Raw genomic sequence first — 25,022 nt, 5'->3', positions numbered from 1 at the left:
CCCTTAGCCCTCGTCGCCGTCTTCGCCGTCGTCTTCGGCGTCGTCGCTCTCATCGAGCCGGCGGAATTCCACCTGCACCCGTCCTCGGGCCAGGTCCTGATAGTCGGCGCGGTGCCGCACGCCCTCGACGTCCAGCTCCACACCGGTCTCGTCGGTCGCGACGATCCGGCCCTCCACGCAGGTGCCGTCCCGCAGGTCGGCCTTGACCAGCCGGCCCGCCGCCCGGCGCCAGTGGCGCGGCTCGGTGAGCGGGCGGTCGACTCCGGGAGAGGAGACTTCCAGCACGTAGGGGGCGGAGCCCATCGCGTCGTCGGCGTCCAGCGCCGCGGAGACGGCGTGGCTGACCTCCGCCACACCGTCCAGGCTCACGCCGCCGTCGCGGTCGACGACGACGCGGAGCAGCCGGCGCTTGCCCGCCGGCGTGACCGTGACGTCCTCCAGGTCGAACCCTTCGGCTTCGACGACGGGCCCCAGAAGCTTCATCAGGCGGTCGCGGGATGTGACGCTGCCCATGTCGACCTCCTATTGTCACGATCTCGTCCGGGCGCACCTCGCCCATGTGATTCCCCAGCCTATCCACACCGGGGCGCGGAAAGAGCGTCACTCGGTGTGGCGGAGCCGTCCGGGACACGGGGTGACCGCGGTTGCGAGCCCGTACGATGCTAGAGGCGTCAGCACCCCACCCGAGACCGGAGGTCGTCCGTGCGTTCCCTCACCCGGCGCGCGCTGCTGCGGAGCGGTGCCCTCGGGACGGCCGCCGTGACGCTCGCGGGATGCGCCGGCGAGGAGCCCGGGCCCGCCCCCGCACCGCCGCCCGACCCGGAGACCGTGCTGCTCAGGCAGCTGATCGAGGAGAAGGAGCGGACCGTCGCGCTGTACGCCGCGCTGCCCTCGCGCAGGCTCGCCCCCTTCCGGCGGCGGCACGAGGCCCACCTGGCGGAGCTGCGCCGCAGACTGCCCGCCGGGAACGTTCCGGAGCCCGCCGCCCCGGCGTCCCCGTCCGCCTCCCCGTCCGCCTCCGGGTCCCCTTCGCCGGGCCCGAGACCGTCCCTGCGGAAGCTGCGCGAGCTGGAGCGGACGGCCGCCGCGCTCCGCCCCCGGCAGACCGAGGGGGTCTCCCCCGCGCTCGCGCAGCTGATCGCGTGCATCGGCGCCTGCGAGGCCGCGCACGCGGTGGCCCTGCCGAGGTCCCTGTGAGCGCCGGGACCGGCGGGCTCTCCACGGCCCTGGCCGCCGAGCACGCGGCCGTCTACGCCTACGGGGTCATCGCCGCCAGGACCACGGGCGAGCTGCGCGCCACCGCGGCGGCGGCGTTCAGGGCCCACCGCGTCCGCCGCGACCGGCTCCGGACCCTGATCACCGAGCGCGGCGGCGTCCCCGCCGAGGCCGACGCGGCCTACGCCCTCCCGGTCACCCCGTCCAGCGCCGCCCAGGCCGTGGAGCTGGCGGTGCTGGTCGAGCAGGGGGTGACCACCGCCTATCTGGAGCTGGCCGCCGACGACGACGCGGTGCTGCGCCGCATGGCGGCGCTGGCCATGCAGGAGTGCGTCAAACGCTCCTACGGGCTGCGCCCGGAGATCGAGGCCTTCCCCGGCATGCCGCCCGGCACGGTGCCTCCGGCGCCCTCGACGCCGTCACCGTCGTCCTCAACCGCCGCGACTCCGGGACCCGAGGAGGACGGCGTTCGCACCTCCTGACGGCCTCCAGGGGCGCCCCAGCCCGTTTTGCACAGGTTTGCAGCGCCTGTGACGGGTAGCCGACCTTCACGGATCCACCAAGGAGGAAAGCGATGGGCTGGGGATTCAGGAAGTCGATGAAGTTCGGTCCGTTCCGTCTCAACCTCTCCCGGAGCGGGGTCGGCCACAGCTGGGGCAACCGCGCGTTCCGGGTGACCCGGACGGCCGACGGCCGCCGCACGCTGAGCGTCAACCTGCCCGGCGGCCTGCACTGGCGCAAGACCCTCAGCGGGTCGTCCCGCCGCTGAGCCGGAACCCCGGGCGGGCCTCCGGCGTTGTTCCCACTGCAGGCATCCAGGGTTTCCGGAGGAGACGGGGAGAGACATGGGCTGGAACTACCACAAGTCGATCAAGCTGGGGCCGTTCCGCCTCAACCTGTCCCGGCACGGGGTCGGGCACAGCTTCGGCGGCCGCCGGTTCCACGTCTCCCGGACGCCCGACGGCCGCAAGTACGTGGGAGTCACCCTGCCGGGCGGGTTCCACCTCGGCAAGACGATCGGCGGCCACCCGCCCCGCCGTCACTAGAGGCCGCCGTCACCAGGCTCCGCCCCGCCGGGTGCGCTCAGCCCGCTCCCGGCCGGGTGAACCCCAGGCGGGGCGTCGAATAGTCGCCGTAGCTCTCGACGCGCACCACCGAGCGCGAGTTGGGCGCGTGGATCATGGTCTGCCGCTCGGGGTCGAGCACGATGCCCACGTGGTCGGCCTTGCCGTCCCCGGTGCTGTCGAAGAAGATCAGGTCTCCGGCCTGCACCTCGCCGTCGGGCACCCGCGGCCCGTGCACCCACTGGTCCGCGGCGACCCGGGGGATGCCGATCCCGGCGGCCTGGTACGACCGGAGCGTCAGGCCGGAGCAGTCGAAGGTGTTCGGCCCGGTCGCGCCCCAGACGTAGCGGTCGCCGAGCTGGTCGAGCGCATACGCCACGATCGCCTTGGCGCGGGGGTTCGCACCCAGGTTGGGGACCGTGGCCGGGCCCCCCGGGCTCCCCCCCTGATAGCCGGTCCCGCCGGATTCGCCCCCTCCGCCCGGTCCGTACCCGGATCCCGTGCCGTACCGCCCTGAGCCGCCGCCTCCGCCGTTCACCGGTGCGGAGCCGTCGTATCCGGCCAGTTGCGTCGATCTCCCCTGCCGGAAGTCCGGGTCGGGCACCCAGCGCATCGCGGGGTTGTTGCGGGGGACGAAGTCCTGGTCCCCCGGGGCGGGGATGGCGGTGAAGAACGCGGTGCCGAGGTGCCCGCCGATCGCGCCGGCGGCCGCCTCGACGGCCTCGACGGCCCGCCGCCGCGAGCCTTCGGCCCGCCTCAGGGCATCGGCCACCTGGGAGTCGACGATCTCCGCCGGTACGGCGCCGCCGGTCTGCTCGCGTTGCCCGGCCAGCCAGGCCCGCTTCTCCTCGTAGATCGCCCGGACCTCGTCCCTGGCGGCCTCCAGCGCGCTCCCCGCGTTCTCCAGCGTGGCGGCGCAGCTCCTCAACGCGCCGCCGAAATCCGTGCCGGCCCGTGGATAGCGGGCCATGTACCCGGTGAAGCTCTCGGCGGCGCCGCCGTTCCAGGCGTCGTCCACGGTGCCGGCCGCGCGCTTGAGGGCGCCGGTGTGCGTGCCGACGCCGGTCGCCAGCGCCCGCCAGCGCTTCGCGGTCCCGGAGATCTCGGACTGGTCGCCGGTCAGCTCGTCGACGATGCGCAGGAGGGCGCCGAACTCCCCCTCCCCGCCGCCCGTCACACGCTCTCCACCGGGACGTCCGGCCCGTCGGCCCTGCGGACGTTGGCGATGACGGTGTGCAGCGCCGCCTCGACCTTGTCGAGGTTTCGCTGGGCGTGCCGGGTCTCCGACTCGATCTTGCCCTCGAGCTTGCGGACGGCCTCGGCGAGCCTGCCGGACGCGTCCCCGAGCTTCCCGAAGCAGGAGGAGCCGATGTCGGCGGGCCGCTCGTCGGCTGTGCTCCTGAACTGGTTCGCGACGCTTTTAGCCCTGTTCGCGCATTCTTCCAGCGCGTCGAAATGGAGGTCGAACCCTTTCACGCAACCCCACCCCATATGCCCCACGGGTGCCGATCGTCGGTAAAAGCTATCACTTCGATGATCGGAAAAAGAGGGCTTTCGCGGCGGCGGCCGGTGGCGGCGCCGCGGCGCCGCTCCGCCGGAGTGTGACGGCGGGCAGCGGGGCGCAGCCGCCGGCCGGGCCCGGAGGCGCCCCCGGGCCCGCGACGCCGGCCGTACGCATCGTGCGGGCCAGGCCGCGCCCGCCGGTCCTGGGCCGGGCCCCGCGCCGGCGGGGCCCGGCGGGGCCTCAGACCCGGCAGGCGGCCTCGACGCGGTCGGCGGCCTCGGCGATCGGGATCTCCTCCTTGACGCCGGTGGCCCGGTCGCGCAGCTCCGCGACGCCCTGGGCCAGGCCGCGGCCGATCACCACGATGGTCGGCATGCCGAGCAGCTCGGCGTCCTTGAACTTCACGCCCGGCGAGACCCCGGCGCGGTCGTCCACCAGCACGCGCAGGCCCCGCGCGTGGAGCTCCTCTGCGAGCCGGGTGGCGACCTCGACCTGGTTCTCCTTGCCGGTGCCCACGATGTGGACGTCGGCGGGGGCGACCTCGCGGGGCCACAGGAGCCCGAGCTCGTCGTGCCGCTGCTCGACGAGCACCGCCACCGCGCGGGAGACGCCGATGCCGTACGAGCCCATGGTGACGCGGACCGGCTTGCCGTCGGGGCCCAGGGCGTCGAGCCTGGCGGCGTCGGCGTACTTGCGGCCGAGCTGAAAGATGTGGCCGATCTCGATGCCGCGGTCGATGGACAGCTCCGAGCCGCAGGACGGGCAGGCGTCCCCGGCGCGGACCTCGGCGGCCTCGATGGTGCCGTCGGCGGTGAAGTCGCGGCCCGCGACCACGCCCACGGCGTGCTTGTTCGGCTCGTTGGCGCCGGTCACCCAGGCGCTGCCGTCGACCACGCGGGGGTCGACGAGGTAGCGGATGCCGAGGTCCTTGAGGACCTGCGGGCCGATGTAGCCGCGCACCAGGCCGGGGTGCCGGTGGAAGTCCTCGGCCTCGAAGATGGCGGGCTCGCCGGGGGCCAGGGCCGCCTCCAGCCGCTTGAAGTCGACCTCGCGGTCGCCGGGGACGCCGACGACCAGGACCTCGGTCTTGTCCGAGCCGGGGGTGGTCACCTTGACCACGACGTTCTTGAGCGTGTCGGCGGCGGTGACGTCCAGGCCGTGGTGCTCGTTGAGGTGGGCCACCAGCGACTCGATGGTGGGGGTGTTCGGCGTGTCCAGCACCCGCAGGGCCGGCCGCTCACCGGCGGGCGCGGCGGGGGCGGGGGCGGTGACCGCCTCGGCGTTGGCCGCGTAGCCGCAGTGGTGGCAGGCGACGAAGGTGTCCTCGCCGGTCTCGGCCGGGGCCAGGAACTCCTCCGAGGCCGAGCCGCCCATCGCCCCCGAGGTGGCGAAGCAGATCTTGTAGGTGATGCCGAGCCGGTCGAAGGTGCGGATGTAGGTCTCGCGGTGCCGTTCGTAGGAGCGCTTGAGGCCGTCGTCGTCGAGGTCGAAGGAGTAGGAGTCCTTCATGACGAACTCGCGCCCGCGCAGGATGCCGGCGCGGGGGCGGGCCTCGTCGCGGTACTTCGTCTGGATCTGGTAGAGCGTCACCGGGTAGTCCTTGTAGGAGGAGTACTCCCCCTTGACCATGTCGGTGAACATCTCCTCGTGGGTGGGGCCGAGCAGGTAGTCGGCGCCCTTGCGGTCCTTGAGCCGGAAGAGCGTGTCGCCGTACTCCGTCCAGCGGCCGGTGGCCTCGTAGTACTCCCTGGGCAGGAGGGCCGGGAAGAGCACCTCCTGGCCGCCCATCCGGTCCATCTCCTCGCGCACGACGCGGGTGACGTTCTCCAGGACCATCTTGCCGAGTGGCAGCCAGGAGTAGACGCCGGGGGCGACCCGGCGGACGTAGCCGGCGCGGACGAGCAGCTTGTGGCTCGGGACTTCCGCGTCTGCCGGGTCGTCCCTCAGCGTTCGAAGAAACAGCGACGACATGCGCAGCAGCACGGCTACTCCTAGATGGCAGGGAATCGGTGTCCTACAGCGTATCGAGCCCGGCGGGGCGGACGCCTGCCATTAGAGCCTGCCGCCCGTCACGGACCGGCGACGAAGAACAGGTGGGCGGTCGCCAGGACCGCGCCCGCCAGCGCGGAGCGCACCGCCCCGGCTCCCCGGCGCAGCGAGAGGACCGCGGCGAGCAGCAGGAGCGCGGCGATCTGGACGCTCCACGAGCCGGACTGCGCCGCCTCGACGGTCTCGATCATCAGGACGCCGGCGGGCAGCGCCGCGGCGAGGTCTCCCCGCGGGCCGTCCCGCCTGGTCGCGTAGGCCAGCAGGGCGCAGACGGCGAGGGCGAGGAGCGTGACGCCGGGCACCGTGCCGTCGGCCCCGACGTGGAAGGGGTGGTAGCCCGACGGGAAGGCCGCGGCGGCCAGGATCGGGACGACCGGCCCGAGCGCGGCGAGCACCCCGGCCAGCACCGCCCAGCCGAACCCCGCGGCCGTCCTGCCGGCGGCGAGGGCGAGGGCGAGGTAGGCGTAGGGGTCGTAGGCCGCGACCAGCGGGTCCGGCCCGTGGGCGAGCATCTCACCGAAGGCGCCGAGCAGCAGCCCTCCGACGAGCGAGAGCATCATGTGCCAGAGGATCGCCCGCTCCCGGCGGTCCCCCGCCATGAAATCGAACGTGTCGTTCTGTCCGGCCAAAACCGCTGATCCCCCGATCCGCCCCGGCCCTTGGGCATGCGCAGCATATATGACCTGCAAGAACGCACAAAAACGTTCAAGCCCTACTAAACAACCGGTCGCTTGCTTATGCTGCGCGTGTGCACCCTGACGACACCGCTCCCATCCCGGCGGCCGCCGTGTCCGCGGCGCCCCCGGCGTCCGCGGTCCCCGCCGGGCCGACCGAGGACGCCGAGCCCGCCGAGCCCGCCGGGCCCCCCGGCACGGGCCTCACCGAGGACCAGGCCGACCTCCGCGACGCCGTCCGCTCCTTCCTCGCCGGGCGTCCCGGGGCCCCGTGGGGACGCTTCGCCCGGGAACTCGGCGTGGCGGGACTGGCCGTGCCCGAGGAGTACGGCGGGGCGGGGTGCGGCCCGGCCGAGCAGGCGGTCGTCTGCGAGGAACTCGGCCGCGTCCTCTCCCCCCACCCCTACCTGGCCACCGCCGTGCTCGCCGTCGAGGCGCTCAGGGCCGCCGCCGATCCCGAGGCGATGGCCCGGCTGCTGCCCGCCATAGCGGACGGCTCCCGCACCGCCACCGTCCTGCTGCCCGGCGACGCCGACCTGGTCCTGTCCCGGGGACGGCTCACCGGCACCGCGCCCTGCGCGCTGGACGGCGAGGTGGTCCTGGCCTTCGCCGGCGACGAACTGGTCGAGGCCGCGCCCTCGTCCCGCACGCCGCTGACGACGCTCGACCAGACCCGCCCGCTCGTCGCCCTCTCCTTCGACGCCGTCCCCGTACGGCCCGCCGGCGACGGCGCGGTCCGCGACCGGGTCCGGGACGCGGGCGTCGCCTGCCTGGCGGCCGAGCAGGTCGGCGGCGCCGCCGCCTGTCTGGAGGCCGCCGTGGAGCACGCCCTCCGGCGCCACCAGTTCGGCCGCCCCATCGGTTCCTTCCAGGCCGTCAAGCACAAGCTCGCCGACCTGCTCCTGCTCGTCGAGTCCGCACGTTCGGCCGCGCTGGCCGCCGTCCGCGCCCTGCCCTCCGAGTTCCCGGTCGCCGCCGCGATCGCGGGCTCCTACTGCACCGAGGCCTACCTGGCCGCCGCGGGCGAGAACATCCAGATCCACGGGGGCACCGGCGTCACCTGGGAGCATCCGGCCCACCGCCACCTCAAGCGCGCCGCCGCCGACGCCCAGCTCTTCGGCCCGCCGCAGGCCCACCGGGCCCGCCTCGCCGCGGCCGCCGGACTGTGACCCGGTCAACCGCCGAGGAGCTGCTCCCAGGGCTGGGGGGAGGGGCCGCGGCGCGTCGTGTCGAGGACCTCGGCCAGCCGCCAGGGGCCGAGGCGGGAGTGGGGGCGGTCCCGGCCGAGCGGGTCGACGGCCCGCAGCACGAAGCGGACGCCGACCACGTCGAGCACGGCGGACAGCGGGGTGGCCCGCCCGACGGGGTCCGCCGGGGCGCCGGGCTCCCGGACCCGCTCGGCCAGCGTCTCCGCCACCTCGGCGGCGTAGGGCCCCTCGCGCCACTCGATGTGCCAGCTGTCGTCGGCCCCCCGCCACCAGGTCAGATCGCGGCACGACTCCATCAGCTCGGCCTCGCCGCCGAGCGCCGCCATCACCCGGCCGAACGCCTCGAACCGGTGGGCGCCCACCGGTTGGCTCTCGTCCGGCGCACTCGCGGAGCGCCCGCCCCCGCCCGGTCCCCTCATGCGTCGGAGCGTGCCAGTCCCGGGCCCGCACCCGGCCGCGCTTTGCCGCTCCTTCGCCTCCTCCTCACGGGCTCCGCACGGTAACCATCCCTTCCCTTTCCCCTCTCCGGACCGGAGACCCTCGCGCCCTCCCGGCCGGGGTCCCCGGTTCTCCGGGCCCGCGCCCCGTACCCTCCCGGCCGGGGTCCCCCGGCTCCCGGGCCGGGGCCCCGCGGCGGGCCGCCCCCGGCCGGAGGCGCCGCCGGCCGCTCCGGGGCGGATGCCGCCGGATGCATCCCGTCCGGGCGGTCGCAGGAGTACGTTGGAGGAAGCGCGCCCCTGCCGATGCGCGGCCACCGGCACAACCCCTGGGAGGCGACGTGTCACTGCGAGTCGCGGTCGTCGGATCCGGCCCCGCCGGGATCTACACCGCCGAGGCGCTGACGAGGCAGGCCACCGGCCCCGTGGAGGTGGACGTGCTGGAGCGGCTGCCCACCCCCTACGGGCTGGTGCGGTACGGCGTGGCCCCCGACCACACCTCGATCAAGTCGATAGCCGGCTACCTGCGCCGGGTGCTGGAGCTGCCCGGGGTGCGCTTCCTCGGCGGGATCGAGTTCGGCCGGGACGTGAGCCGCGACGACCTGCTGGCCTGCTACGACGCCGTGGTCTACTGCACGGGCGCGATGGTGGACCGGCGGATGGGCGTCCCCGGCGAGGACCTGCCCGGCAGCGTGGCGGCCACCGACTTCGTGAACTGGTACTGCGGGCACCCGGACGTGACCGCCGACCGCTTCCTGCTGGACAGCCCCGAGGTCGCGGTGATCGGCGTGGGCAACGTGGCGGTGGACGTCGTGCGGATCCTGGCCAAGACCGCCGAGGAGCTGCGTGCCACCGACGTGCCGGAGGAGGTCCTGTCCCGGCTGGCCGCCAGCCGGGTGAAGGCCGTCCACATGATCGGCCGCCGGGGGCCGGAGCACGCCAAGTTCACCCTCAAGGAGCTGCGGGAGCTCGGCGAGCTGGCCAACGCCGACGTGCGCGTGCGGCCGGAGGAGGCGGCGGCCTCGGTGGAGGGCCTGCCGCGGCAGGTCCGGGGGAACGTCGAGGTGCTGCAGTCCTGGGCGGCCCGCACCCCGGCGGGCCGCCCCCGCCGCCTGGACGTGCGCTTCTGGATGCGGCCGGTGGAGATCCTGGGGCGCGACCGGGTGGAGGCCCTGAAGCTGGAGCGGACCCGCCTGGCCGACGGCCGCGTCGTCGGCACCGGCGAGTTCGAGGTCCTCCCCGTCGGCATGGTCCTGCGCTCGGTCGGCTACCGCAGCGTCCCGCTGCCGGGCGTCCCGTTCTCCGAGGCCACCATGACCGTGCCGAACGAGGCGGGGCGGGCGGGCGACCGCGAGTACGTCGCGGGCTGGCTCAAGCGCGGGCCCAGCGGCGTGATCGGCACCAACAAGTCCGACGCCGCCGAGACCGTCCGCACCCTGCTGGCCGACCTCTCCGGCCGCGCGCCGGTACGCCACGCGGACCTGGACCCGCTCCTGGCCCGGCGCGGGCTCCTGCCCGTGACCTACGACGGGTGGCGGGCCATCGAGGCCGCCGAGGCCGCCCTGGCCCGGTCCCTCGGCCGCGGCGAGCGGGTGAAGCTGGCCGGCGCCGCCGCGATGGCCGCCGTGCTGGAGGGCCGGGGACCGCGCGAGGACAAGGTCCCGGACGGGACGGGACGCCCGGCGGGCCTGGAGGGCGCTGCGGGCGCCGAGGGCCTCGCGTCCCGATGAGGTCACGCGCCCCCATGAGGTCACGCGTCCCGATGAGATCTCAGGCCCGATGAGGTCACGCGTTCCGGCAAAGAAATGATCTACCCGATATCGGGCCGAACCTCTACAGAATCCGATTCGGCTACCGATGAGGGCTCCGTGAACGGACCGTTGACCGACCCTGCCCCGAAGCCGGCGCCGAAGGCTCCCGTCACGGACCCGGTCCATTCCGGTTCCGGTGCCGGGGCCGCCGTACCGGACGCCTCCTCCGCACCTGCCGCGCCCGCTGCACCCGCCGGGCCCGGCGAGGCGGCCGGAACGCTCACGGCGGAGGAGCTGTCGGCGGAGCTGGAGGCGCTGGAGATCACCAGCGGCTACAACATCGAGACGGCGTTCGACCGCGCGGTGGAGCTGGAGCGGGCGGCCGAAGGGCTCGGCGACGTCGTGCTGGCCCTGCGCGCGAAGCTGGTCCAGGTCGACGTGCAGACCCGCTGGGGCGAGCTGACCTCGGTGATACCGGTGATGTGGCAGGTCAACCGGTGGGCGGTCGACAACGAGTGCCGCCCGCTGCTGGCCCGCACCCACCTGCTGATGGCGCGGGCCTACCGCGACCTGGGCGATCCGGCGGCCTCGCTTGAGCACACGGTGAGCTCCGTGGAGGCCCTGGAGGAGAGCACGCACCCCCGCATCCGGCTGGCCCACCTGATGCGGCTGGCGGACGCGCTCGACGAGACCGGTTCCACCGAGGCCTCCCGCGAGCGCTACCGGCAGGCCGAGCGCCTCGCCGCCACGATCGACGCGGAACGGCACGTCACGGTCCTCAACAACCTCGCCTACGCCGAGTACGAGGCCGGCCGGTACGACCTCGCCTGGGAGTCCGTCGAGCGCATGCTGGCGGTCAGCTCCACCCACGACTACGAGCTCGACGTCTCCCACCTGGACACCATCGCCCGGCTCCAGATCCCGCTCGGCCACCACGCGGAAGCCGTCATGGCCGCCGAGACGGGCATCCGGATGTACGAGGACCAGGAGCTGAAGCAGGCGGCCGCGCTCCCCGAGATCCTGCTCACCCTGGCCATCGCCCAGCGCCACCTGGGCACCCTGAAGGACGCCCAGGCGAACCTGGACCGCAGCCGGTCGATCTGCGAGGAGCACGGCTACCTCAGGATCCTCGTCCCGCTGCGGCAGGAGCAGGCCGAGCTGTACGCCGCCACCGGCGACTACCGCCGCGCGTTCGAGGCGTACAAGGCCTACCACGCGGCCGAGAAGGACCTGGTCTCCCAGCAGCAGGAGGCCCGGGCCCGCACCCGGCAGGTCATGTTCGAGGCCAGCGAGGCGCGCCAGGAGGCCGAGCTCTTCCGCGAGCAGGCCCGCCGCGACCCGCTCACCGGGCTGCGCAACCGCCGCTACGTCGACGAGCACCTGCCCGAGCTCCTCGCCGCCGCCGCCCTGACCGGCGACGCGGTGACGGTCGCGCTCGTCGACCTCGACCACTTCAAGCAGGTCAACGACACCTGCTCCCACGACGTGGGCGACCAGGTCCTGGTCGCGGTCGCCAAGATGCTCGACGCCGTACCGGACCCCGCCTGCGCCGGCCTGGGCTTCGCCGCGCGGATGGGCGGCGAGGAGTTCCTGGTCGTGCTGAGCGGGATCAGCCCCGCCGCGGCCGTCGCCCGGCTGGAGGAGCTGCGGGCCGCCATCGCGTGCCGCCCCTGGCAGGGGCTCACCGGGGACCTGCCCGTCACCGTGAGCATCGGCGTCACCGCCTCCCAGCCCCACAGCACCCAGGCCGAGCTCATCGCCCTGGCCGACGCGAACCTCTACACGGCCAAGCACAAGGGCCGCAACCGCGTCTGCGCCACCTCCAGCGCGCCCCTGGGCGAGCGGCGCCGCCACCGCGACGCCGACGTCCGGTCGGAGGAGGGGGCGACCGGTACGGCACAGCCCGGCGGAGGACGGCCCGGTGCCGGACGGCCCGGCATGGAGCGGCCCGGCTCGGGGTGAGAGCCGCAGGTCCGGCAGGCCCGAACGATTTCCGGCAGGCCCGGACGGGTTCCGGCAGGCCCGGACGGGTTCCGGCAGGCCCGGACGGGTTCCGGCAGGCCCGGACGGGTTCCGGCAGGCCCCGGGCGCGTCCTAGGGTTCGGATGACCCGCCTCTGCGGGCCGGTCCGCCCCGACGGCAAGGAGCACCACCGTGCGCGTCACGCTCGCCGATCCCCTGGCCCTGATCCCCGGCTTCGAGCAGGCCCACCGGGAGCAGTCGGCGCGTTTCCCCCGGGCGGCGCCCCGCTGGCAGCCCGTGCACACCGTCTACGTCCCGGCCGACCGGTTCGGTCCGGGGACGGTGACGCAGTGGGGGCGGGACGCGCTGGAGCTGCTCACCCGGCACCTGCCCGGTCCCGGGCCCCTCGCCCGGGTCTTCGGCGTGCCGGAGGAGGCCGCCGCGCAGCTGCACCCGAGGATCGCCGCGAAGCTGGCCACCGAACCGGTGGAGGACCTGCGCGTGGACTTCGAGGACGGGTACGGCGTCCGCCCCGCCGAGGAGGACCGCGACGCCGCCCGCGCCGCCTCGGCCGTCGCCGCCCTGCACGCGGCGGGGACGCTCCCGCGCCGGTGGGGGCTGCGGGTCAAGTCGTTCGCCGACGGCGACCCCGGCCGGAGCCTGCGGACGCTGGACGGGTTCCTGACCGGGATCGTGGAACGGACCGGCCGGCTGCCGGAGGGGTTCGTCGTCACCTTCCCCAAGGTCCTCATGGAGGACTACCTGCACCAGTTCGCCGACTGCCTGGAGGCGCTGGAGCGGGGGCTCGGCCTGGACGCCGGGTCCCTGCGGTTCGAGATCCAGGTCGAGGCCGCCCAGACGCTCCGGTTCCTCGGCCCCGAGCTGGCCGCCTCGCTCGGCGGCAGGCTCTCGGCCGCGCACTTCGGCGTCTTCGACTACACCGCGAGCTGCGCGCTCCCCCCGCACGAGCAGCGGCTGGACCACCCGGCCTGCGACCACGCCCGGCACGTCATGCAGACGGCGTTCGCCGGGACCGGCGTGGAGCTGTCGGACGGCTCCCTCGCCGCCTCCCCCGCCTCCGGCGGCACCCGCGACGTGCACGCCCTGTGGTCGCGCCACGCCGAGCTGGTCGGGCATTCTCTGCGCCACGGCTTCTACCAGGGGTGGGACATGCACCCCTCGCACCTGGTCAGCCGCTACGCCGCCGTCTACGACTTCCACCTGCGCCACCACGCCGAGTTCGCCCACCGGGTCCGGGCCTTCCAGGAGCGGAAGGCGGCCGAGGGCGGCGTGATGGACGAACCCGCGACGGTCCAGGCGATGGGCGCCGCCCTGCGCCGCGCGGAGCTGGTCCTGGGAGGGCCCTGACCCGCCGGGCGCGCCTCCCGGGACCGGGAGCCACCGGGACCGGGAGCCACCGGGACCGGGAGCCACCGGGACCGGGAGCCCCGGCGGAGGCGCCGGCCCCGGCGGTCAGTCGACCAGTTCGCGCCAGCGGCGGACCAGATGCGCCTCGACCGGGTCCGACCACGACGCGCGCACCGCGCTCCCGACGTGGAAGGCGCGCACGCCGTACTCCAGCAGGGCCGGGACGTGACCGGGACGCAGGCCGCCGCCGGCCAGGATGAGCGGGCCGTCGCCGGCCTCGCAGCGGGTCCGCAGGACGGACATGCCGTCCCTCACCCCGCCGGGCGCGCCCGCGGTGAGCACGGTGGCGAGGTTGGGCAGCAGCCGTACGGCCCGCCAGCCCGCCTGGACGTCGGCCGCGTGGTCCACCGCCCGGTGGAAGGTCCAGGGCAGCGGGGCCACCGCGTGGATCAGCGCCTCGGTGGCGGCCAGGTCGACCGCGCCGGTGGAGTCGAGGAAGCCGAACACGAACCCGGCCGCACCCGCCTCGGAGAGGGCCCGGGCGTCGCGCCGCAGACCCTCCAGCCGCTCGGGCGAGGCCAGGAACGAGGCCTCGCCCCGCAGCATGACCATCTGCGGCAGCCTGCACTCCTTGGCGATCGCCGCGACCGTGTCCACCGCCGGGGTGAGCCCGCCCGACGCCATGTCGGCGACGATCTCCAAGCGGTCGGCGCCGCCCTCTTCGGCGGCGACGGCGTCGCGCACGTCGAGCGCGATCACCTCAAGCAGGGATCCGGTCATGAAGTGAGGCTATCGGATGGCTTTGTCCGAGGATCGCCGCGGTTCACGGATGCTCCAGCATGACCCGGCCCCGGCGGGCGGCGACCTCGTCGACCTCGGAGCGGACCCTCGCACCGGTCCCGGCGGCCTCGAAGCGGACCCCCGCGCCGGTCCCGGCGGCGGCTCCCGGAAGGGCCGGAGCGGCGCCGCGCAGGCCGCCGGGCCGCTGGAACAGCGCGCCCGAGGCGCGGTGCGGCAGGTCGACCGTGCGCAGGTGGGCGAAGCGCTGCCGCCGGTAGTAGTCCTGCAGCCGCCGGTTCTCCTTGGCGCAGTCGAGCCGGAGCCAGCGCCGGCCCGCCGCCACCGCGCGCAGGCCCGCCCAGTCGAGCAGCGCCTCGCCCAGCCCCCGGCCGGAGTGGCCGCGCGCCACGGCGAGCTTGTGGACGTAGAGCGCCGAGCCGGGATCGTCCTGGGCGGTCCAGAACTCGGGGTCGGCGTGGCCGTCCAGCGCCACGGTGGCGATCGGCCCGTCCTCCCCGTCAAGCAGGTACATGTCCCCTCTCTCGATCAGCGGGGCGATGCGCTCGGCCGGGAACCCGCCGGCGGGCCACTGCCGCACGCCCCGCCCGTCCAGCCAGGCGGCGGTCCGCGCCAGGAGCGCGAGCACCCCCGGCAGGTCCGCGGCGTCCGCCCGGCGCGGGGCGGGGCGCCGCGCGGAGACGGGGGCGGGGGTGACGGAGGTGATGGTGCTGGAGTGCATGGTCGATCCCTTCGTTGCGCTGGGTGTGTGAGATGACACGGAAGGTGTCCGTCCGGTGACGCACGGCATCCGCGCCGGGCCAGGGAGCCCCCGCGCTAGGGGTCCGAGGCGGACTCGGGGAAGGGGGCGCGCCCGCCCGCACGACGGGCCGCGCCCGGGGGCCGCCTGCCGTACGGGCAGGGCGGAGGCCGTCCCATCAGGGCGGCCAGGGGGAGGTCAACGGCTTTTCAGCTCGTACCGGATCAGGTGCTTGTCGGCGGGGAGCACCGAGACCGCGACCCGCACGGGGACGTCCTCCTCGTCGTATCCGACCCGGACGTAGACGACGACCGGTGTGCCCGACTGGAGCCGGAGCCGGTCGGTCTCCGAGCTGGTGGGCATTCGCGCCCAGATGTCGTCCACGACCCTCACCTGGGCGTGGCCGAGCTCCTCCAGCACCCGGTTGGCCCCCCGCGAGATGTCGCCGGGACGGGCGATCTCGGATCCGGAGACCAGCCAGAGCGGGAAGTAGGAGTCGTTGGTGTTGTACGGCTGCGCGTCCACGAACCGCAGCCTGCGGCGGACCACGGCGAGCCCGTCGTCGGGCAGCTCCAGCCGGCTGGCGATCTCCTCGGCCGGGTTCACGATCGACACCTCGATCTCCTGGCTCGGCTCGCGCCCCTCCTGGGAGACGGCCCAGGCGAAGGCCTCCCGGGTCTCCCCGGGCTGCGGCTGGAGCTCGCGCTGGGGATGCATCAGCAGAGGGCGGCGCTCCCTGACCACGGTGCCCCGGCGGGGCGTCCGGGTGACCAGCCCCTCGTTGACCAGCTCGCCGAGGGCGAGCCGCACGGTGTTGCGGCTCACCTGGTGGGCGAGCATGAGTTCGGCCTCGGTCGGCAGCTGATCACCCGGCTTGAGCGCACCGGAGTAGATGGTCCTCCGGAGTTCGGAGGCCACCTGCTGATACAGCGTTGACCGAGCCATTTAGTCCCCTTTGTGCCAACAAAACTAGACGATTTGGTTCTAGTGGGGAACCGCCCCTTGACCTAGCCTCCCAGGAGCCGCATCATCCAATCGTTGGTACAAATCCATTGAAAGGCTCCACCCCCCCGACTCCCTGAGCGGCTGACCGCGTGAGGACCCCATCCCTCGCCGGGGTCCTCGCGCCACCGCACCGGGGAGAAGCGCGTCCTGGCGGGTCCCCCACGCCCGCCAGGGCGCGTCTTCCCGTCTGCGGGCTGCGGCCCGCCCGCGCTCCGCCCCGCCCGTCCGCCCCGCCTGCCCGCGCCGCAGCCCGCCCGGCGGACGTGACCCGGCCGCTCCCACGCCGCGACCGCTCCCCGCCCGCGGACGGCCGCCTCCCCGTCACGGACCGCTCTCCCGGAGACCGGGACGGCGCCGCGCCTCCCCGCCCGCCCTCCCCTAGGTTGCCGGGCAGGCGAGCGCGGACCGGCGGCCCTCTCCCGCGGAGGGCCGGCCGGACCGGGCGGAGGAGGCGAGACGACCGTGACGGGCTTCCGCGAGGAGATCCGCGCCTGGCTGCGGGAGCAGCTGGAGGGCGAGTTCGCCCACGCCCGCGGGCTGGGCGGGCCGGGCCGCGAGCACGAGGGCCACGAGGTGCGGCTGGCCTGGGAGCGGCGGCTCGGCGAGGCCGGGTGGACCTGCCTGGGCTGGCCGGGGAGGTACGGCGGGCGGGACGCGCCCCTGGCCGACCAGGTCGCCTTCCACGAGGAGTACGCGCAGGCGGACGCCCCGGCCCGGGTCGGGCACATCGGCGAGGGCCTCATCGGCCCCACGATCATCGACTTCGGCACCGAGGAGCAGAAGCGGCGCTTCCTGCCCCCGATCCGGCGCGGCCGCGAGCTGTGGTGCCAGGGCTACTCCGAGCCCGAGGCGGGCTCGGACCTGGCCGGCGTGCGGACCCGGGCGCGACAGGAGGGCGGCGAGTGGGTCCTCACCGGCCAGAAGACCTGGACCTCGCTGGCCCACGTCGCCGACTGGTGCTTCGTCCTGGCCCGGACCGAGCCCGGTTCGCGGCGGCACACGGGCCTGTCCTACCTGCTGGTCCCGATGGACCAGCCCGGGGTCGAGGTCCGGCCCATCGTCCAGCTGACCGGCACCAGCGAGTTCAACGAGGTCTTCTTCGACGGGGCCCGCACGGCCGCGGGCAACATCCTGGGCGCCCCCGGTGAGGGCTGGCGGGTCGCGATGGCCACCCTGGGCTACGAGCGCGGGGCCTCGACGCTCGGCCAGCAGCTCGGCTTCCAGCGGGAGTTCGACCGCGTCGTGGAGACCGCCCGGCGCACCGGCGCGGCCGGGGACCCGGTGCTGCGCGACCGGCTGGTCCGGTCGTGGCTGGAGCTGCGCATCATGCGCCTGAACGCGCTGCGCACGATGACCTCCCTGTCGGCCGGGACGCCGGGGCCGGAGGCCTCGATCGCCAAGCTCTACTGGTCGGAGTGGCACCGGAGGCTGGGCGAGCTGGCGCAGGCCGTGCAGGGCAGGGCGGGGCTGGTCGCCGACGGCCCGCCGTACGAGCTGAACGACCTGCAGCGGCTCTACCTGTTCAGCCGCGCGGACACCATCTACGCCGGCTCCAGCGAGATCCAGCGCAACATCATCGCCGAGCGCACCCTGGGCCTGCCCAGGGGCTGAGCCCCGGACGCGGCGGGCGTCCGTCTTCCGGTTTCCACGATGGACCGGGATCATTCGGTCATGGCATCCACACCCGGCGAAGCGACGGAGACCGGAGGCGGGAGCCCGCCACCCGGCGAAGCGGCGGAGGCCGAGGGGGAGAGCCCGCCCGCCCGGCCCGCCGATGTCCGCCGGCGCCGCCCGGGGGCCCGGACGGGGGCCCGGACGGGACGCGCCGAGGCCCGGACGGGGCGGGTTGAGGCCCGGACGGGGCGGGTTGAGGCCCGGACGGGGCGGGTTGAGGCCCGGACGGGGCGGGTTGAGGCCCCTGCGGGACGGGCACCGGAGCCAGGATGCGCCGGTACGCGGTGGCTCGCCGCGGCGTTCACGGTCGTCACGGCCCTCACCTGGATCGCTCCGCCGTACCCCGTCGAGCAGGCGTTCCACCACTCGCTGACCGCGGTGGCACTGCTGGCGCTGATCCCGCTCCGCAGGCACTACGCCCTTCCCCCGGCCTCGCTGGCCGCGGTGCTCGCCTTCCTCGCCCTGCACTCGGTGGCCGCGCGCTGGATGTACTCCCACGTCCCCTACGACGAGTGGAGCGCGGCGCTGACCGGGGTGCGGCTGTCGGACGTCTTCGGCTGGGAGCGCAACCACTTCGACCGCCTGGTGCACCTCTCGTACGGCCTGTGCGCCGCCCCGGTGCTGGCCCGCTATCTCCGGGAGCGGTGGGGCCTGCGTCCTTCCGTGGCCGTCGCGGCGGGCGTCGAGCTCGTCCTGTCGACGAGCGCGCTCTACGAGCTCCTCGAATGGGCGATAGCCGTCACCATGTCCCCGGAGATCGCCGAGGTCTACAACGGCCAGCAGGGCGACGCCTGGGACGCGCACAAGGACATCGCCCTGGCCTGCCTCGGCGCGCTGGCGGCCGCCGCGGCCATGCTGCTCCGGAGCCGCCGGAGGACGGCCGGCTCCGCGTCCCGGTCCTGACCCGGCCCCGCTCAGCGCGCGCGGGGAAGCAGGACCGCCGCGGCGGCCAGCAGGGCGAAGGCGGTGCCCGAGGCGAGGGTGCGGACGGTGTTCCAGGCGTTCCACTCCGACTCGTACCGCGCGCGCACGGCGGCCAGGTCCGGGACCGTCGCGGCGACCGTGGCGAGGTCCTCGTTCAGCGGCACGTTCACCAGCAGGGTCACGCCCAGACCCCCGGCCAGGTAGACCGCGAAGGCCGCCGCCACCAGCCATACCGAGGCCGACCGCCGTCCCGCGACGGCCAGCGCGGCGGCGAAGGCGACCGCGGCGAACACCGGCGCCCCGAAGAAGGAGAGCGCGAACGGGATGTTGCGGACCGTCGCGTTGATCGCCTGCATGCTGAGCACGTAGGTGTCCTCGCCGACCCCGGCCAGACCGCGGGTGACCGAGACCTCGTAGGCGTAGAAGAAGCCCGCGATGGCGCCCATGGAGAGCAACGCGACGACCAGGGCCGCGCGCGCCACCGCGACGCCCGCGCTCGTCGGGGGAGCCGCCGGAACGCCCGTCGGGGAGGAGGAAGGAACGGGGATGGAAGCCATGCGCCCTCATTAATCGTACCGATAAGTTCGATTAATAATCGTACCGATAGGTACACTTGTCAACGGACACCGGGAAGGGCGGCGGGCATGCAGGGACGACGGGGCCGGCCCCGCGAGGGCGAGAACGAGGCCAGGCGGGCGGCCGTGCTGGACGCCGCCTTCGCCGAACTGGTCGAACGCGGATACACCGGCACCACGATGCTGGCGGTGGCCCGGCGGGCCGGCGCGTCCAAGGAGACGCTCTACAGCTGGTTCGGCGACAAGCGCGGGCTCTTCGCGGCCCTGGTGCGCCGCCAGTCGGAGCAGGCGAACGCCGCGGTCGCCGAGGCGCTGGCCCTGGACCGGCCGGCCCGGGAGACGCTGACGGTGTTCGCCGTCCGGTTGCTCCGGCTGCTGCTCGGGGAGGCCTCGGTCGCGATCAACCGGGCCGCGGTCGCGGCCCCGGAACTCGCCGGGGTGCTGCTCGCCGAGGGGCGGCACACCACCGGCCCGCTCGTCGCGGGCCATCTCGCGGAGCTGGCCGCGCGGGGGGAGATCGCAGCCTGCGACCCGGAGGAGGCCTTCCGGCTGCTGTACGGGCTCGTCGTCTCGGACACCCAGATCCGGGTCCTGCTGGGCGAAGCGCCCCCTGCCGACCTCGAGGAGCGGGCGCGGCGGGCGGTGGACCGCTTCCTCGCGCTGCTCCCGCCCTCCCCCGCCCGCGACCCGTCCGGGCACGGCGCCGGGGCCTGTTGAACCGCCGGGGACTCAGCGCGGGGCCGCCCGGCCGCCCGTCCGCACGTAGTCCACGGTCAGGGTGCTGTCGAGGTTCGCGGCGGGCCGTCCCGCCTGCGAGCCGACCGCGACGTTGAGGATCAGCCGCACGGACGACCTGGCCGGCACCCGGTAGGGGAAGGAGCGCACGAACCGGCCGTCGACGTAGAACCGGGCCCGGCCGGACGGGCCCGTGGTCCAGGTGACCTTGTAGACGTGCCACCGGGTGGCGTCGACGTCGTACGCGCCGCCACCGCTGAAGCGGTCGGTGTGGACGTGGTACTCCGGCTTCCACCGCGCGCCGTTGAGGCCGTTCTCCATCAGGTCGATCTCGCCGTAGTGCCGCTGCCTGCGCAGGGGGTCGGCGTGCAGCCAGATCGCCGGCCACGCGCCGCGCTGCCAGCCGGAGACCTTCGCCCTCACCTGCACGCTCCCGCTCCCGCTCGCGACCCTGGAGACGAGGCGCGCCGAGGTGTACTTGCGCCGTACGCCGTGGTCACCGGTGTAGGTCTCGCGCCGGGCGTTGATCACGAGGTGCCCGTCCCCGTCGAGCCGCACGTTGCGCCCGCCGGAGGTGTAGCACTGCCGCTCGGCCCGGTATCCCCACAGACACCCGGTCAGCTGCTCCCACCTGGACGGATCCGGCTCGCCGCCCTCGGGACCGGAGAACTCGTCCGCGAAGCCGCGGGCCTCGGACGGCCTGGAGAAGCGGGCCGCGGAGGACCTGTGGTCGCGGGCCCCGGACGGCCCGGAGTCCTGGGCCCCGGAGCGCCCGGAGTCCTGGGCCCCGGAGCGCCCGGAGTCCTGGACCGCGGCGGGCCGGGCCCGCGCGGCCGCGACCGTGCCGTCTCCGAGCACGACCGCCGTGTTCACCAGCACGACCGCAACGGCCGCGGTCCGACTTCCGATCCCCATCGGCCGCGCCCCCTCCCCCGAGAGCACCGCCCTGCCGGACACGCCTCGGCGCGGAGCCGGGCTCTTCCCGGCCTCCCGTCCCGCGGTCCCGCTCCGGGTGGTGAGACGACACAGAGATCGATCACTCTGCGTGTTGACGCCCTGACGATAACGCGCGGAGCCGACTCCGGCGAGGAGCCGCGACGGAGTCCTGCGCCCGATTATCGCGTTCCATTTTTCACATAATCCGACAGACCGTTATCTTCTATTGACATGCACCGCCCGGCACCCGATGCTGAGAGCGCTCTCCGATTGGTCGCAAAGGATCGGTTCAGGCGATCCTCTGCTCCGAGAGCGCTCTCGGGGCAGGAGACGGCCCGCCGTACGCCGCAGGAGTCCGGGGCACCCGCCGCACCTGCGGCGGCTTCGTGCCCGCCGGGGCGGGCGCCGGTCCCGCCGGGCGCCACGATCACGGGGGCATCCAGCCATCTCACCAGGGGACGAACGAGGAGTCGCCTATGCGTACCGGAAGAAGAACCCTCCGCAGGACCGCCGCGGTCGCGGCGGGCGTGCCCGTCCTCCTGTCCGCGGCGCCCGGTCACGTGTCGGCGTCGACGGCCGCCGTGCGGACGGTGGAGACCGCGGCCGCCGCGGAGACCCGGACCGCACCGCCGGCCCTGCTCCCGCTGACCGTCACGAACCGCTCCGGACGAGGTGAGCAGACCTACGTCTACGTGCTCGGCACGAACCTCAGAACGGGCAGGCTCGGCTACGTGGACGCCGCCGGCGCGTTCACCCCGTGGCCCGCCGGCGCGAACCCGCCCAGCCCCGCCCCGGACGTCGCGATCCCCGGCCCGGCCGGAGGCTCCACCAAATCGATCAAGCTCCCTCTCGACCTGTCCGGCCGGGTCTACGTCTCCTTCGGCACGAAGCTCAAGTTCTTCCTGACGCCGGACGGCCTGGTCCAGCCCGCGCCGTGGGCGGCGGGCGATCCCAACCGCGACATCCTGTTCGACTGGACCGAGTTCACCTACAACGGCAGCGGCCTGTGGCTCAACACCTCGATGGTGGACATGTTCAGCGTCCCGCAGGCGGTCGAGGTGACCGCCGGCGACGGCACCCGCAGGCGCACCGGCGACCTGGTCCCCAACGGCCGCGAGCGCATCCTCGACGCGATGCGGAACCAGCCCGGCGACTGGGCCAAGCTGATCCACCGGCGCGCCGACGGCACGCGGCTGCGGGTCGTCTCCCCGCACAAGGGCATCGACACCGGCGTGTTCAGTCCCACGTACATGGACGGCTACATCCGCGAGGCCTGGGCGACCTACCGGAACACCACGCTGACCGTCGTGCCGTTCGCCGACCAGCCCGCCAGGAAGTTCCTCGGCCGCACGGACGCCTCCGGCGTGCTGAACTTCACCGACGCCTCGGGCAACCGGGTGGCCTCCTTCGCCCGGCCCTCGACCAAGGACGTCTTCGGCTGCGACGGCAGGCTCCAGGCGCCCAACGATCCCGTCGTCGGGCCGATCGCGCGCACGCTCTGCGCCGGACTCCACCGCTCCACGCTGGGCTACGTCCACACCCAGCCCACCACTGACGCGAGCCGGTTCTACAAGCGGACCGTCACCGACCACTACTCCCGCAAGCTGCACGCCCACACCGTCGACGGCAAGGCGTACGGCTTCGCCTTCGACGACGTCGGCAACTTCGAGTCCCTCGTCCACGACGGCTCGCCCCGCTCCGCCGGGATCACGCTCACGCCGTTCTGACCGCGTCCGCGGCCGTCCGCGCACCGCCGCCGCAGACGGCCGCGCGCCGCCCGGGGGAGCGGCCACCGCACGTCCGGCGGACGGGGGAAGAGAAGGCCCCCGCCCGCCGGGCCCCGGCCGCGCTCCCCCGGCATGCCGTTGATACGTTCCAAAGATGCAACCTCCCGCGTCTGGCGGAGGACTCGTCCCCGGACGTACCGTGCCCGCCATGACCACCGCGGGGCGCTCGGCCCACATCCTCGACGTCCTCGTCACCGAGTTCGGCGACTCCATCCGGCGTGACCCCGCCGCCTTCCGGCGCAAGTTCCGCAAGATGGCCGCCTCGCCCTTCGCGTTCTACCGCGGCAGCGCCTGCCTGTTCTACGCGGACATGACCGGCGCCTTCGCCGACGGGGCGTTCCTGGACGCCCGCACCGGGCGGGTGTGGATCCACGGCGACCTGCACGCGGAGAACTTCGGCACCTACATGAACGCCTCCGGCGTCCTGGTCTTCAACGTCAACGACTTCGACGAGGCCTATGTCGGCCCCTACGTCTGGGACCTCAAGCGGTTCGCGGCCAGCGTCGCGCTCATCGGCTACGCCAAGGCGCTCTCCGACGAGACGATCTCCGAGCTGGTCGCCGGATTCGCCCGCGCCTACCTGGCCGAGCTGGAGGGCATCTCGCACGGCGGCGACGACGCGATCGGCTCGCTGACGCTGGCGACCACCACCGGGGTGCTCCACCGGGTGCTGCAGACCGCCCGGCTCAACACCCGGGTGGCCCTGCTCGACCGGGAGACCACGGTCGAGAACTACGACCGCCGCTTCGCCTTCATGGAGGACCGCTTCCCGGTCGGCGAGGAGACCCGGCGCGCGGTCGAGGCCGCCTTCGCCGACTACCTGACCACGCTCCCGGCCGTCTCCGAGGTCGAGCACCGGATCAAGGACTTCGCGCTGCGCACCGGCGTCGGCATCGGCTCGGCCGGGCTCCCGTCCTACAACCTGCTGCTGGAGGGCCACACCGAGGCCCTGGAGAACGACGTCATCCTCTACATGAAGCAGGCGCAGGTCCCGGCCGTGGCCCGGCACATCGCCGACGAGAGGGTGCACGGCCACTTCCTGCACCAGGGACACCGCACCGCCGAGTCGCAGCGGGCCCTGCAGGCCTACGCCGACCCGTGGCTCGGCTACACCACGCTGGACGGGGTCGGCCAGCTGGTCGCCGAGGTCTCCCCATACTCCGCCGACCTCGACTGGGGTGACGTCAACGAGCCGGACGAGCTCGCCTCCGTCATCGGCGACCTGGGCCGGGCCGTGGCGCGCATGCACTCGGTGGCCGACGACGAGTCCAGCCACGACGTGGTCGACTTCTCCACCGAGGACGCGATCACGTCCGTGATCGGCGGTGACGGGGACGGCTTCACCAGGATGCTCGTCGGCTTCGCCCACGCCTACGGCGCCCAGGCCAGAGCCGACCATCAGCTCTTCGTGGACCTGTTCCGCAACGGCCGCCTCCTGGGCCTCTGACCGCCGCCCGCGCCCTCCGGCCCGGAGGGGACCACACCGGAACCGACCAGTCGGTATGGACGGAACGGCGAGCGTACGGCATGCTTTCAGAACATGAGTCTGTTCTCGGTGCAAGGTAAGACGGTCGTGGTCACGGGCGGTTCCCGGGGCATCGGCCGGATGATCGCGGAGGGTTTCACTGAGGCGGGGGCCACGGTCTACATCTCCTCCCGCAAGGCCGCCGAGGTGGAGAAGACCGCGGCCGAGATCGGATGCGTCGCCGTACCGGCCGACCTGTCCACCCCCGACGGTGTCACCGCGCTGGTGGAGGCGGTCTCCGCGCGCGAGGACCGGCTGGACGTGCTGGTCAACAACGCCGGCGCCACCTGGGGCGCGCCGCTGGAGGACTACCCCGAGCACGCCTTCGACAAGCTCTGGGGCGTCAACGTCAAGGGCGTGTTCTACCTGACCCAGCGCTTCCTGCCGCTGCTGCGCGCCGCGGCCTCCGCCGAGGACCCGGCCAGAGTGATCAACATCGGCTCGGTCGACGGCATCCGGGTGCCCGCGCTGGAGACCTACGCCTACTCCACGACCAAGGCGGCCGTGCACATGCTCACCCGCCATCTGGCCCACCGGCTCGTGCGCGACTCGATCACGGTCAACGCGATCGCGCCCGGCCCCTTCGAGTCCAAGATGATGGCCTTCGCCCTCGACGACCCCGACATGCGCCAGGCGATCGCCTCCAGCGTGCCGATGGGCCGGATCGGCGCCCCCGAGGACGTGGCCGGGACCGCGATCTACCTCTCGTCCCGGGCCGGCGCCTACCTCACCGGCGTGGTGATCCCCGTCGACGGCGGCATGACCACTCACGGCTGAGGCCGCTCGGGCCTCGCCCCACACGCACGGCGTGCGCCCCACGGCGGAACGCACGCCGTACCGCCCCACCCGCGGACGGCGCCGGATCGTTCACGGGGCGCGAGGTCCCGTCCGGCGGTCGAGCGCCTGGACCCACTTGACGGCGACGGCCATCTGGACCAGCTCGGCTCGGAGCGCCCCGGGGTCGTCCTCGGCGTGCAACCCCGCCCGGACCGTCGCCGGCGCCGGGATGGCGTGCCGATGTTGACTGCCCCGCTCTGATGCATTGATCATTTCGGCGTAACTTTGTGGTCTCAGGTCCTCTTCCTCGGCATC

At 74.1% G+C, this 25,022-nt stretch carries 26 protein-coding genes; 14 read left to right on the top strand and 12 right to left on the bottom strand.

Features of this window, described 5'->3' with window-relative positions:
- Positions 1-3: 3 nt before the first annotated feature.
- Positions 4-513: a ribosome maturation factor RimP gene (gene rimP / locus IEZ06_RS12145; protein WP_189236789.1), complete on the bottom strand. Its 510-nt coding sequence runs from the start codon at positions 511-513 to the stop codon at positions 4-6.
- Positions 514-702: 189 nt separating this feature from the next.
- On the opposite strand from rimP, the gene IEZ06_RS12140 reads away from it, so the two are divergent.
- The 4 genes from IEZ06_RS12140 to IEZ06_RS12125 all read left to right on the top strand — a co-directional run bounded on the left by IEZ06_RS12140 (position 703) and on the right by IEZ06_RS12125 (position 2,261).
- Entirely contained in the window at positions 703-1,197 is a 495-nt protein-coding gene (locus IEZ06_RS12140) for a hypothetical protein (protein WP_189236788.1), read from the top strand.
- The gene (locus IEZ06_RS12135; RefSeq protein WP_189236787.1) at positions 1,194-1,697 is read left to right on the top strand and encodes a ferritin-like domain-containing protein; all 504 of its coding nucleotides are present in this window, start codon (positions 1,194-1,196) and stop codon (positions 1,695-1,697) included. Before IEZ06_RS12140 ends, IEZ06_RS12135 begins: the two co-directional genes overlap by 4 nt.
- A 92-nt stretch (positions 1,698-1,789) precedes the next feature.
- Positions 1,790-1,984 (top strand): DUF4236 domain-containing protein, encoded by a 195-nt coding sequence (locus IEZ06_RS12130; protein ID WP_068896999.1) that lies wholly within the window; start codon positions 1,790-1,792, stop codon positions 1,982-1,984.
- Between the two features lie 76 nt (positions 1,985-2,060).
- Positions 2,061-2,261 carry a DUF4236 domain-containing protein gene (locus tag IEZ06_RS12125; protein WP_189236786.1) on the top strand — a complete coding sequence of 67 codons (201 nt, stop codon included), beginning with the start codon at positions 2,061-2,063 and terminating at the stop codon, positions 2,259-2,261.
- 37 nt (positions 2,262-2,298) lie between these two features.
- Here the strand turns inward: IEZ06_RS12125 and IEZ06_RS12120 are convergent, their stop codons facing one another.
- The 4 genes from IEZ06_RS12120 to IEZ06_RS12105 form a co-directional block, all read right to left on the bottom strand.
- The gene (locus tag IEZ06_RS12120; RefSeq protein WP_189236785.1) at positions 2,299-3,456 is read right to left on the bottom strand and encodes a bifunctional WXG100 family type VII secretion target/C40 family peptidase; all 1,158 of its coding nucleotides are present in this window, start codon (positions 3,454-3,456) and stop codon (positions 2,299-2,301) included.
- Positions 3,453-3,755: a hypothetical protein gene (locus tag IEZ06_RS12115; protein ID WP_189236784.1), complete on the bottom strand. Its 303-nt coding sequence runs from the start codon at positions 3,753-3,755 to the stop codon at positions 3,453-3,455. The genes IEZ06_RS12120 and IEZ06_RS12115 overlap by 4 nt, the downstream gene beginning before the upstream one ends.
- 268 nt (positions 3,756-4,023) lie before the next feature.
- Positions 4,024-5,766 carry a proline--tRNA ligase gene (locus IEZ06_RS12110; protein ID WP_189236783.1) on the bottom strand — a complete coding sequence of 581 codons (1,743 nt, stop codon included), beginning with the start codon at positions 5,764-5,766 and terminating at the stop codon, positions 4,024-4,026.
- 86 nt (positions 5,767-5,852) lie between these two features.
- A complete protein-coding gene (locus IEZ06_RS12105) occupies positions 5,853-6,431 on the bottom strand; it encodes a hypothetical protein (RefSeq protein ID WP_189236782.1) in 579 nt (192 codons plus the stop codon).
- A gap of 149 nt (positions 6,432-6,580) precedes the next feature.
- Between IEZ06_RS12105 and IEZ06_RS12100 the strand changes: the two genes are divergently transcribed.
- Positions 6,581-7,675: an acyl-CoA dehydrogenase family protein gene (locus tag IEZ06_RS12100; RefSeq protein ID WP_229797999.1), complete on the top strand. Its 1,095-nt coding sequence runs from the start codon at positions 6,581-6,583 to the stop codon at positions 7,673-7,675.
- Between the two features lie 5 nt (positions 7,676-7,680).
- Here IEZ06_RS12100 and IEZ06_RS12095 read toward each other — a convergent pair whose 3' ends face one another.
- Positions 7,681-8,133, bottom strand: a complete 453-nt coding sequence (locus tag IEZ06_RS12095; protein WP_229797997.1) for a hypothetical protein — start codon at positions 8,131-8,133, stop codon at positions 7,681-7,683.
- Between the two features lie 359 nt (positions 8,134-8,492).
- Here IEZ06_RS12095 and IEZ06_RS12090 point away from each other — a divergent pair, with 359 nt between their 5' ends.
- From IEZ06_RS12090 to IEZ06_RS12080, 3 genes are all read left to right on the top strand, one after another.
- Positions 8,493-9,881: an FAD-dependent oxidoreductase gene (locus tag IEZ06_RS12090; RefSeq protein ID WP_229797995.1), complete on the top strand. Its 1,389-nt coding sequence runs from the start codon at positions 8,493-8,495 to the stop codon at positions 9,879-9,881.
- 138 nt (positions 9,882-10,019) lie between these two features.
- Positions 10,020-11,864 carry a tetratricopeptide repeat-containing diguanylate cyclase gene (locus IEZ06_RS12085; protein WP_189236780.1) on the top strand — a complete coding sequence of 615 codons (1,845 nt, stop codon included), beginning with the start codon at positions 10,020-10,022 and terminating at the stop codon, positions 11,862-11,864.
- Between the two features lie 192 nt (positions 11,865-12,056).
- The gene (locus IEZ06_RS12080) at positions 12,057-13,232 is read left to right on the top strand and encodes a DUF6986 family protein (protein ID WP_189236779.1); all 1,176 of its coding nucleotides are present in this window, start codon (positions 12,057-12,059) and stop codon (positions 13,230-13,232) included.
- A 105-nt stretch (positions 13,233-13,337) separates the two neighbouring features.
- Here the strand turns inward: IEZ06_RS12080 and IEZ06_RS12075 are convergent, their stop codons facing one another.
- The 3 genes from IEZ06_RS12075 to IEZ06_RS12065 all read right to left on the bottom strand — a co-directional run bounded on the left by IEZ06_RS12075 (position 13,338) and on the right by IEZ06_RS12065 (position 15,714).
- On the bottom strand, positions 13,338-14,012 hold the full coding sequence (locus IEZ06_RS12075; protein WP_189236778.1) for a copper homeostasis protein CutC: 675 nt from the start codon (positions 14,010-14,012) through the stop codon (positions 13,338-13,340).
- 43 nt (positions 14,013-14,055) lie between these two features.
- The gene (locus IEZ06_RS12070) at positions 14,056-14,751 is read right to left on the bottom strand and encodes a GNAT family N-acetyltransferase (RefSeq protein ID WP_189236777.1); all 696 of its coding nucleotides are present in this window, start codon (positions 14,749-14,751) and stop codon (positions 14,056-14,058) included.
- A 216-nt stretch (positions 14,752-14,967) separates the two neighbouring features.
- Entirely contained in the window at positions 14,968-15,714 is a 747-nt protein-coding gene (locus tag IEZ06_RS12065; RefSeq protein WP_189236776.1) for a GntR family transcriptional regulator, read from the bottom strand.
- 522 nt (positions 15,715-16,236) lie between these two features.
- Here IEZ06_RS12065 and IEZ06_RS12060 point away from each other — a divergent pair.
- Entirely contained in the window at positions 16,237-17,385 is a 1,149-nt protein-coding gene (locus tag IEZ06_RS12060) for an acyl-CoA dehydrogenase family protein (RefSeq protein WP_189236775.1), read from the top strand.
- Between the two features lie 39 nt (positions 17,386-17,424).
- Positions 17,425-18,351 carry a DUF2238 domain-containing protein gene (locus tag IEZ06_RS37890; RefSeq protein WP_505851851.1) on the top strand — a complete coding sequence of 309 codons (927 nt, stop codon included), beginning with the start codon at positions 17,425-17,427 and terminating at the stop codon, positions 18,349-18,351.
- An 11-nt stretch (positions 18,352-18,362) separates the two neighbouring features.
- Here the strand turns inward: IEZ06_RS37890 and IEZ06_RS12050 are convergent, their stop codons facing one another.
- The gene (locus IEZ06_RS12050; protein WP_189236774.1) at positions 18,363-18,929 is read right to left on the bottom strand and encodes an anthrone oxygenase family protein; all 567 of its coding nucleotides are present in this window, start codon (positions 18,927-18,929) and stop codon (positions 18,363-18,365) included.
- Positions 18,930-19,016: 87 nt separating this feature from the next.
- Here IEZ06_RS12050 and IEZ06_RS12045 point away from each other — a divergent pair, with 87 nt between their 5' ends.
- Positions 19,017-19,664, top strand: a complete 648-nt coding sequence (locus IEZ06_RS12045; RefSeq protein ID WP_229797991.1) for a TetR/AcrR family transcriptional regulator — start codon at positions 19,017-19,019, stop codon at positions 19,662-19,664.
- Between the two features lie 12 nt (positions 19,665-19,676).
- Here IEZ06_RS12045 and IEZ06_RS12040 read toward each other — a convergent pair whose 3' ends face one another.
- On the bottom strand, positions 19,677-20,597 hold the full coding sequence (locus IEZ06_RS12040) for a glycoside hydrolase family 16 protein (protein WP_189236773.1): 921 nt from the start codon (positions 20,595-20,597) through the stop codon (positions 19,677-19,679).
- A gap of 497 nt (positions 20,598-21,094) precedes the next feature.
- Here IEZ06_RS12040 and IEZ06_RS12035 point away from each other — a divergent pair, with 497 nt between their 5' ends.
- From IEZ06_RS12035 to IEZ06_RS12025, 3 genes are all read left to right on the top strand, one after another.
- Positions 21,095-22,345, top strand: coding sequence for a beta-1,3-glucanase family protein (locus IEZ06_RS12035; RefSeq protein ID WP_189236772.1), 1,251 nt, complete (start codon positions 21,095-21,097; stop codon positions 22,343-22,345).
- Between the two features lie 208 nt (positions 22,346-22,553).
- On the top strand, positions 22,554-23,852 hold the full coding sequence (locus IEZ06_RS12030; RefSeq protein ID WP_189236771.1) for a DUF2252 domain-containing protein: 1,299 nt from the start codon (positions 22,554-22,556) through the stop codon (positions 23,850-23,852).
- Between the two features lie 93 nt (positions 23,853-23,945).
- Positions 23,946-24,707 (top strand): SDR family oxidoreductase, encoded by a 762-nt coding sequence (locus tag IEZ06_RS12025; RefSeq protein ID WP_189236770.1) that lies wholly within the window; start codon positions 23,946-23,948, stop codon positions 24,705-24,707.
- A gap of 90 nt (positions 24,708-24,797) precedes the next feature.
- Here IEZ06_RS12025 and IEZ06_RS12020 read toward each other — a convergent pair whose 3' ends face one another.
- Positions 24,798-24,980: a hypothetical protein gene (locus IEZ06_RS12020; protein WP_189236899.1), complete on the bottom strand. Its 183-nt coding sequence runs from the start codon at positions 24,978-24,980 to the stop codon at positions 24,798-24,800.
- Positions 24,981-25,022: the final 42 nt, after the last annotated feature.

Source organism: Planomonospora antibiotica, from assembly GCF_014647955.1.
Classification (GTDB): domain Bacteria; phylum Actinomycetota; class Actinomycetes; order Streptosporangiales; family Streptosporangiaceae; genus Planomonospora; species Planomonospora parontospora.
This window is presented reverse-complemented; position numbering and strand designations above follow the sequence as displayed.

What these genes read in the sequence shown, in the direction of transcription:
- rimP (WP_189236789.1), bottom strand. Translation starts at nt 513, where the DNA reads ATGGGCAGCGTCACATCCCGCGACCGCCTGATGAAGCTTCTGGGGCCC.
- IEZ06_RS12130 (WP_068896999.1), top strand. Translation starts at nt 1,790, where the DNA reads ATGGGCTGGGGATTCAGGAAGTCGATGAAGTTCGGTCCGTTCCGTCTC.
- IEZ06_RS12125 (WP_189236786.1), top strand. Translation starts at nt 2,061, where the DNA reads ATGGGCTGGAACTACCACAAGTCGATCAAGCTGGGGCCGTTCCGCCTC.
- IEZ06_RS12105 (WP_189236782.1), bottom strand. Translation starts at nt 6,431, where the DNA reads ATGGCGGGGGACCGCCGGGAGCGGGCGATCCTCTGGCACATGATGCTC.
- IEZ06_RS12095 (WP_229797997.1), bottom strand. Translation starts at nt 8,133, where the DNA reads ATGAGGGGACCGGGCGGGGGCGGGCGCTCCGCGAGTGCGCCGGACGAG.
- IEZ06_RS12075 (WP_189236778.1), bottom strand. Translation starts at nt 14,012, where the DNA reads ATGACCGGATCCCTGCTTGAGGTGATCGCGCTCGACGTGCGCGACGCC.
- IEZ06_RS12070 (WP_189236777.1), bottom strand. Translation starts at nt 14,751, where the DNA reads ATGCACTCCAGCACCATCACCTCCGTCACCCCCGCCCCCGTCTCCGCG.
- IEZ06_RS12065 (WP_189236776.1), bottom strand. Translation starts at nt 15,714, where the DNA reads ATGGCTCGGTCAACGCTGTATCAGCAGGTGGCCTCCGAACTCCGGAGG.
- IEZ06_RS37890 (WP_505851851.1), top strand. Translation starts at nt 17,425, where the DNA reads ATGGACCGGGATCATTCGGTCATGGCATCCACACCCGGCGAAGCGACG.
- IEZ06_RS12050 (WP_189236774.1), bottom strand. Translation starts at nt 18,929, where the DNA reads ATGGCTTCCATCCCCGTTCCTTCCTCCTCCCCGACGGGCGTTCCGGCG.
- IEZ06_RS12045 (WP_229797991.1), top strand. Translation starts at nt 19,017, where the DNA reads ATGCAGGGACGACGGGGCCGGCCCCGCGAGGGCGAGAACGAGGCCAGG.
- IEZ06_RS12040 (WP_189236773.1), bottom strand. Translation starts at nt 20,597, where the DNA reads ATGGGGATCGGAAGTCGGACCGCGGCCGTTGCGGTCGTGCTGGTGAAC.
- IEZ06_RS12035 (WP_189236772.1), top strand. Translation starts at nt 21,095, where the DNA reads ATGCGTACCGGAAGAAGAACCCTCCGCAGGACCGCCGCGGTCGCGGCG.
- IEZ06_RS12030 (WP_189236771.1), top strand. Translation starts at nt 22,554, where the DNA reads ATGACCACCGCGGGGCGCTCGGCCCACATCCTCGACGTCCTCGTCACC.
- IEZ06_RS12025 (WP_189236770.1), top strand. Translation starts at nt 23,946, where the DNA reads ATGAGTCTGTTCTCGGTGCAAGGTAAGACGGTCGTGGTCACGGGCGGT.
- IEZ06_RS12020 (WP_189236899.1), bottom strand. Translation starts at nt 24,980, where the DNA reads ATGATCAATGCATCAGAGCGGGGCAGTCAACATCGGCACGCCATCCCG.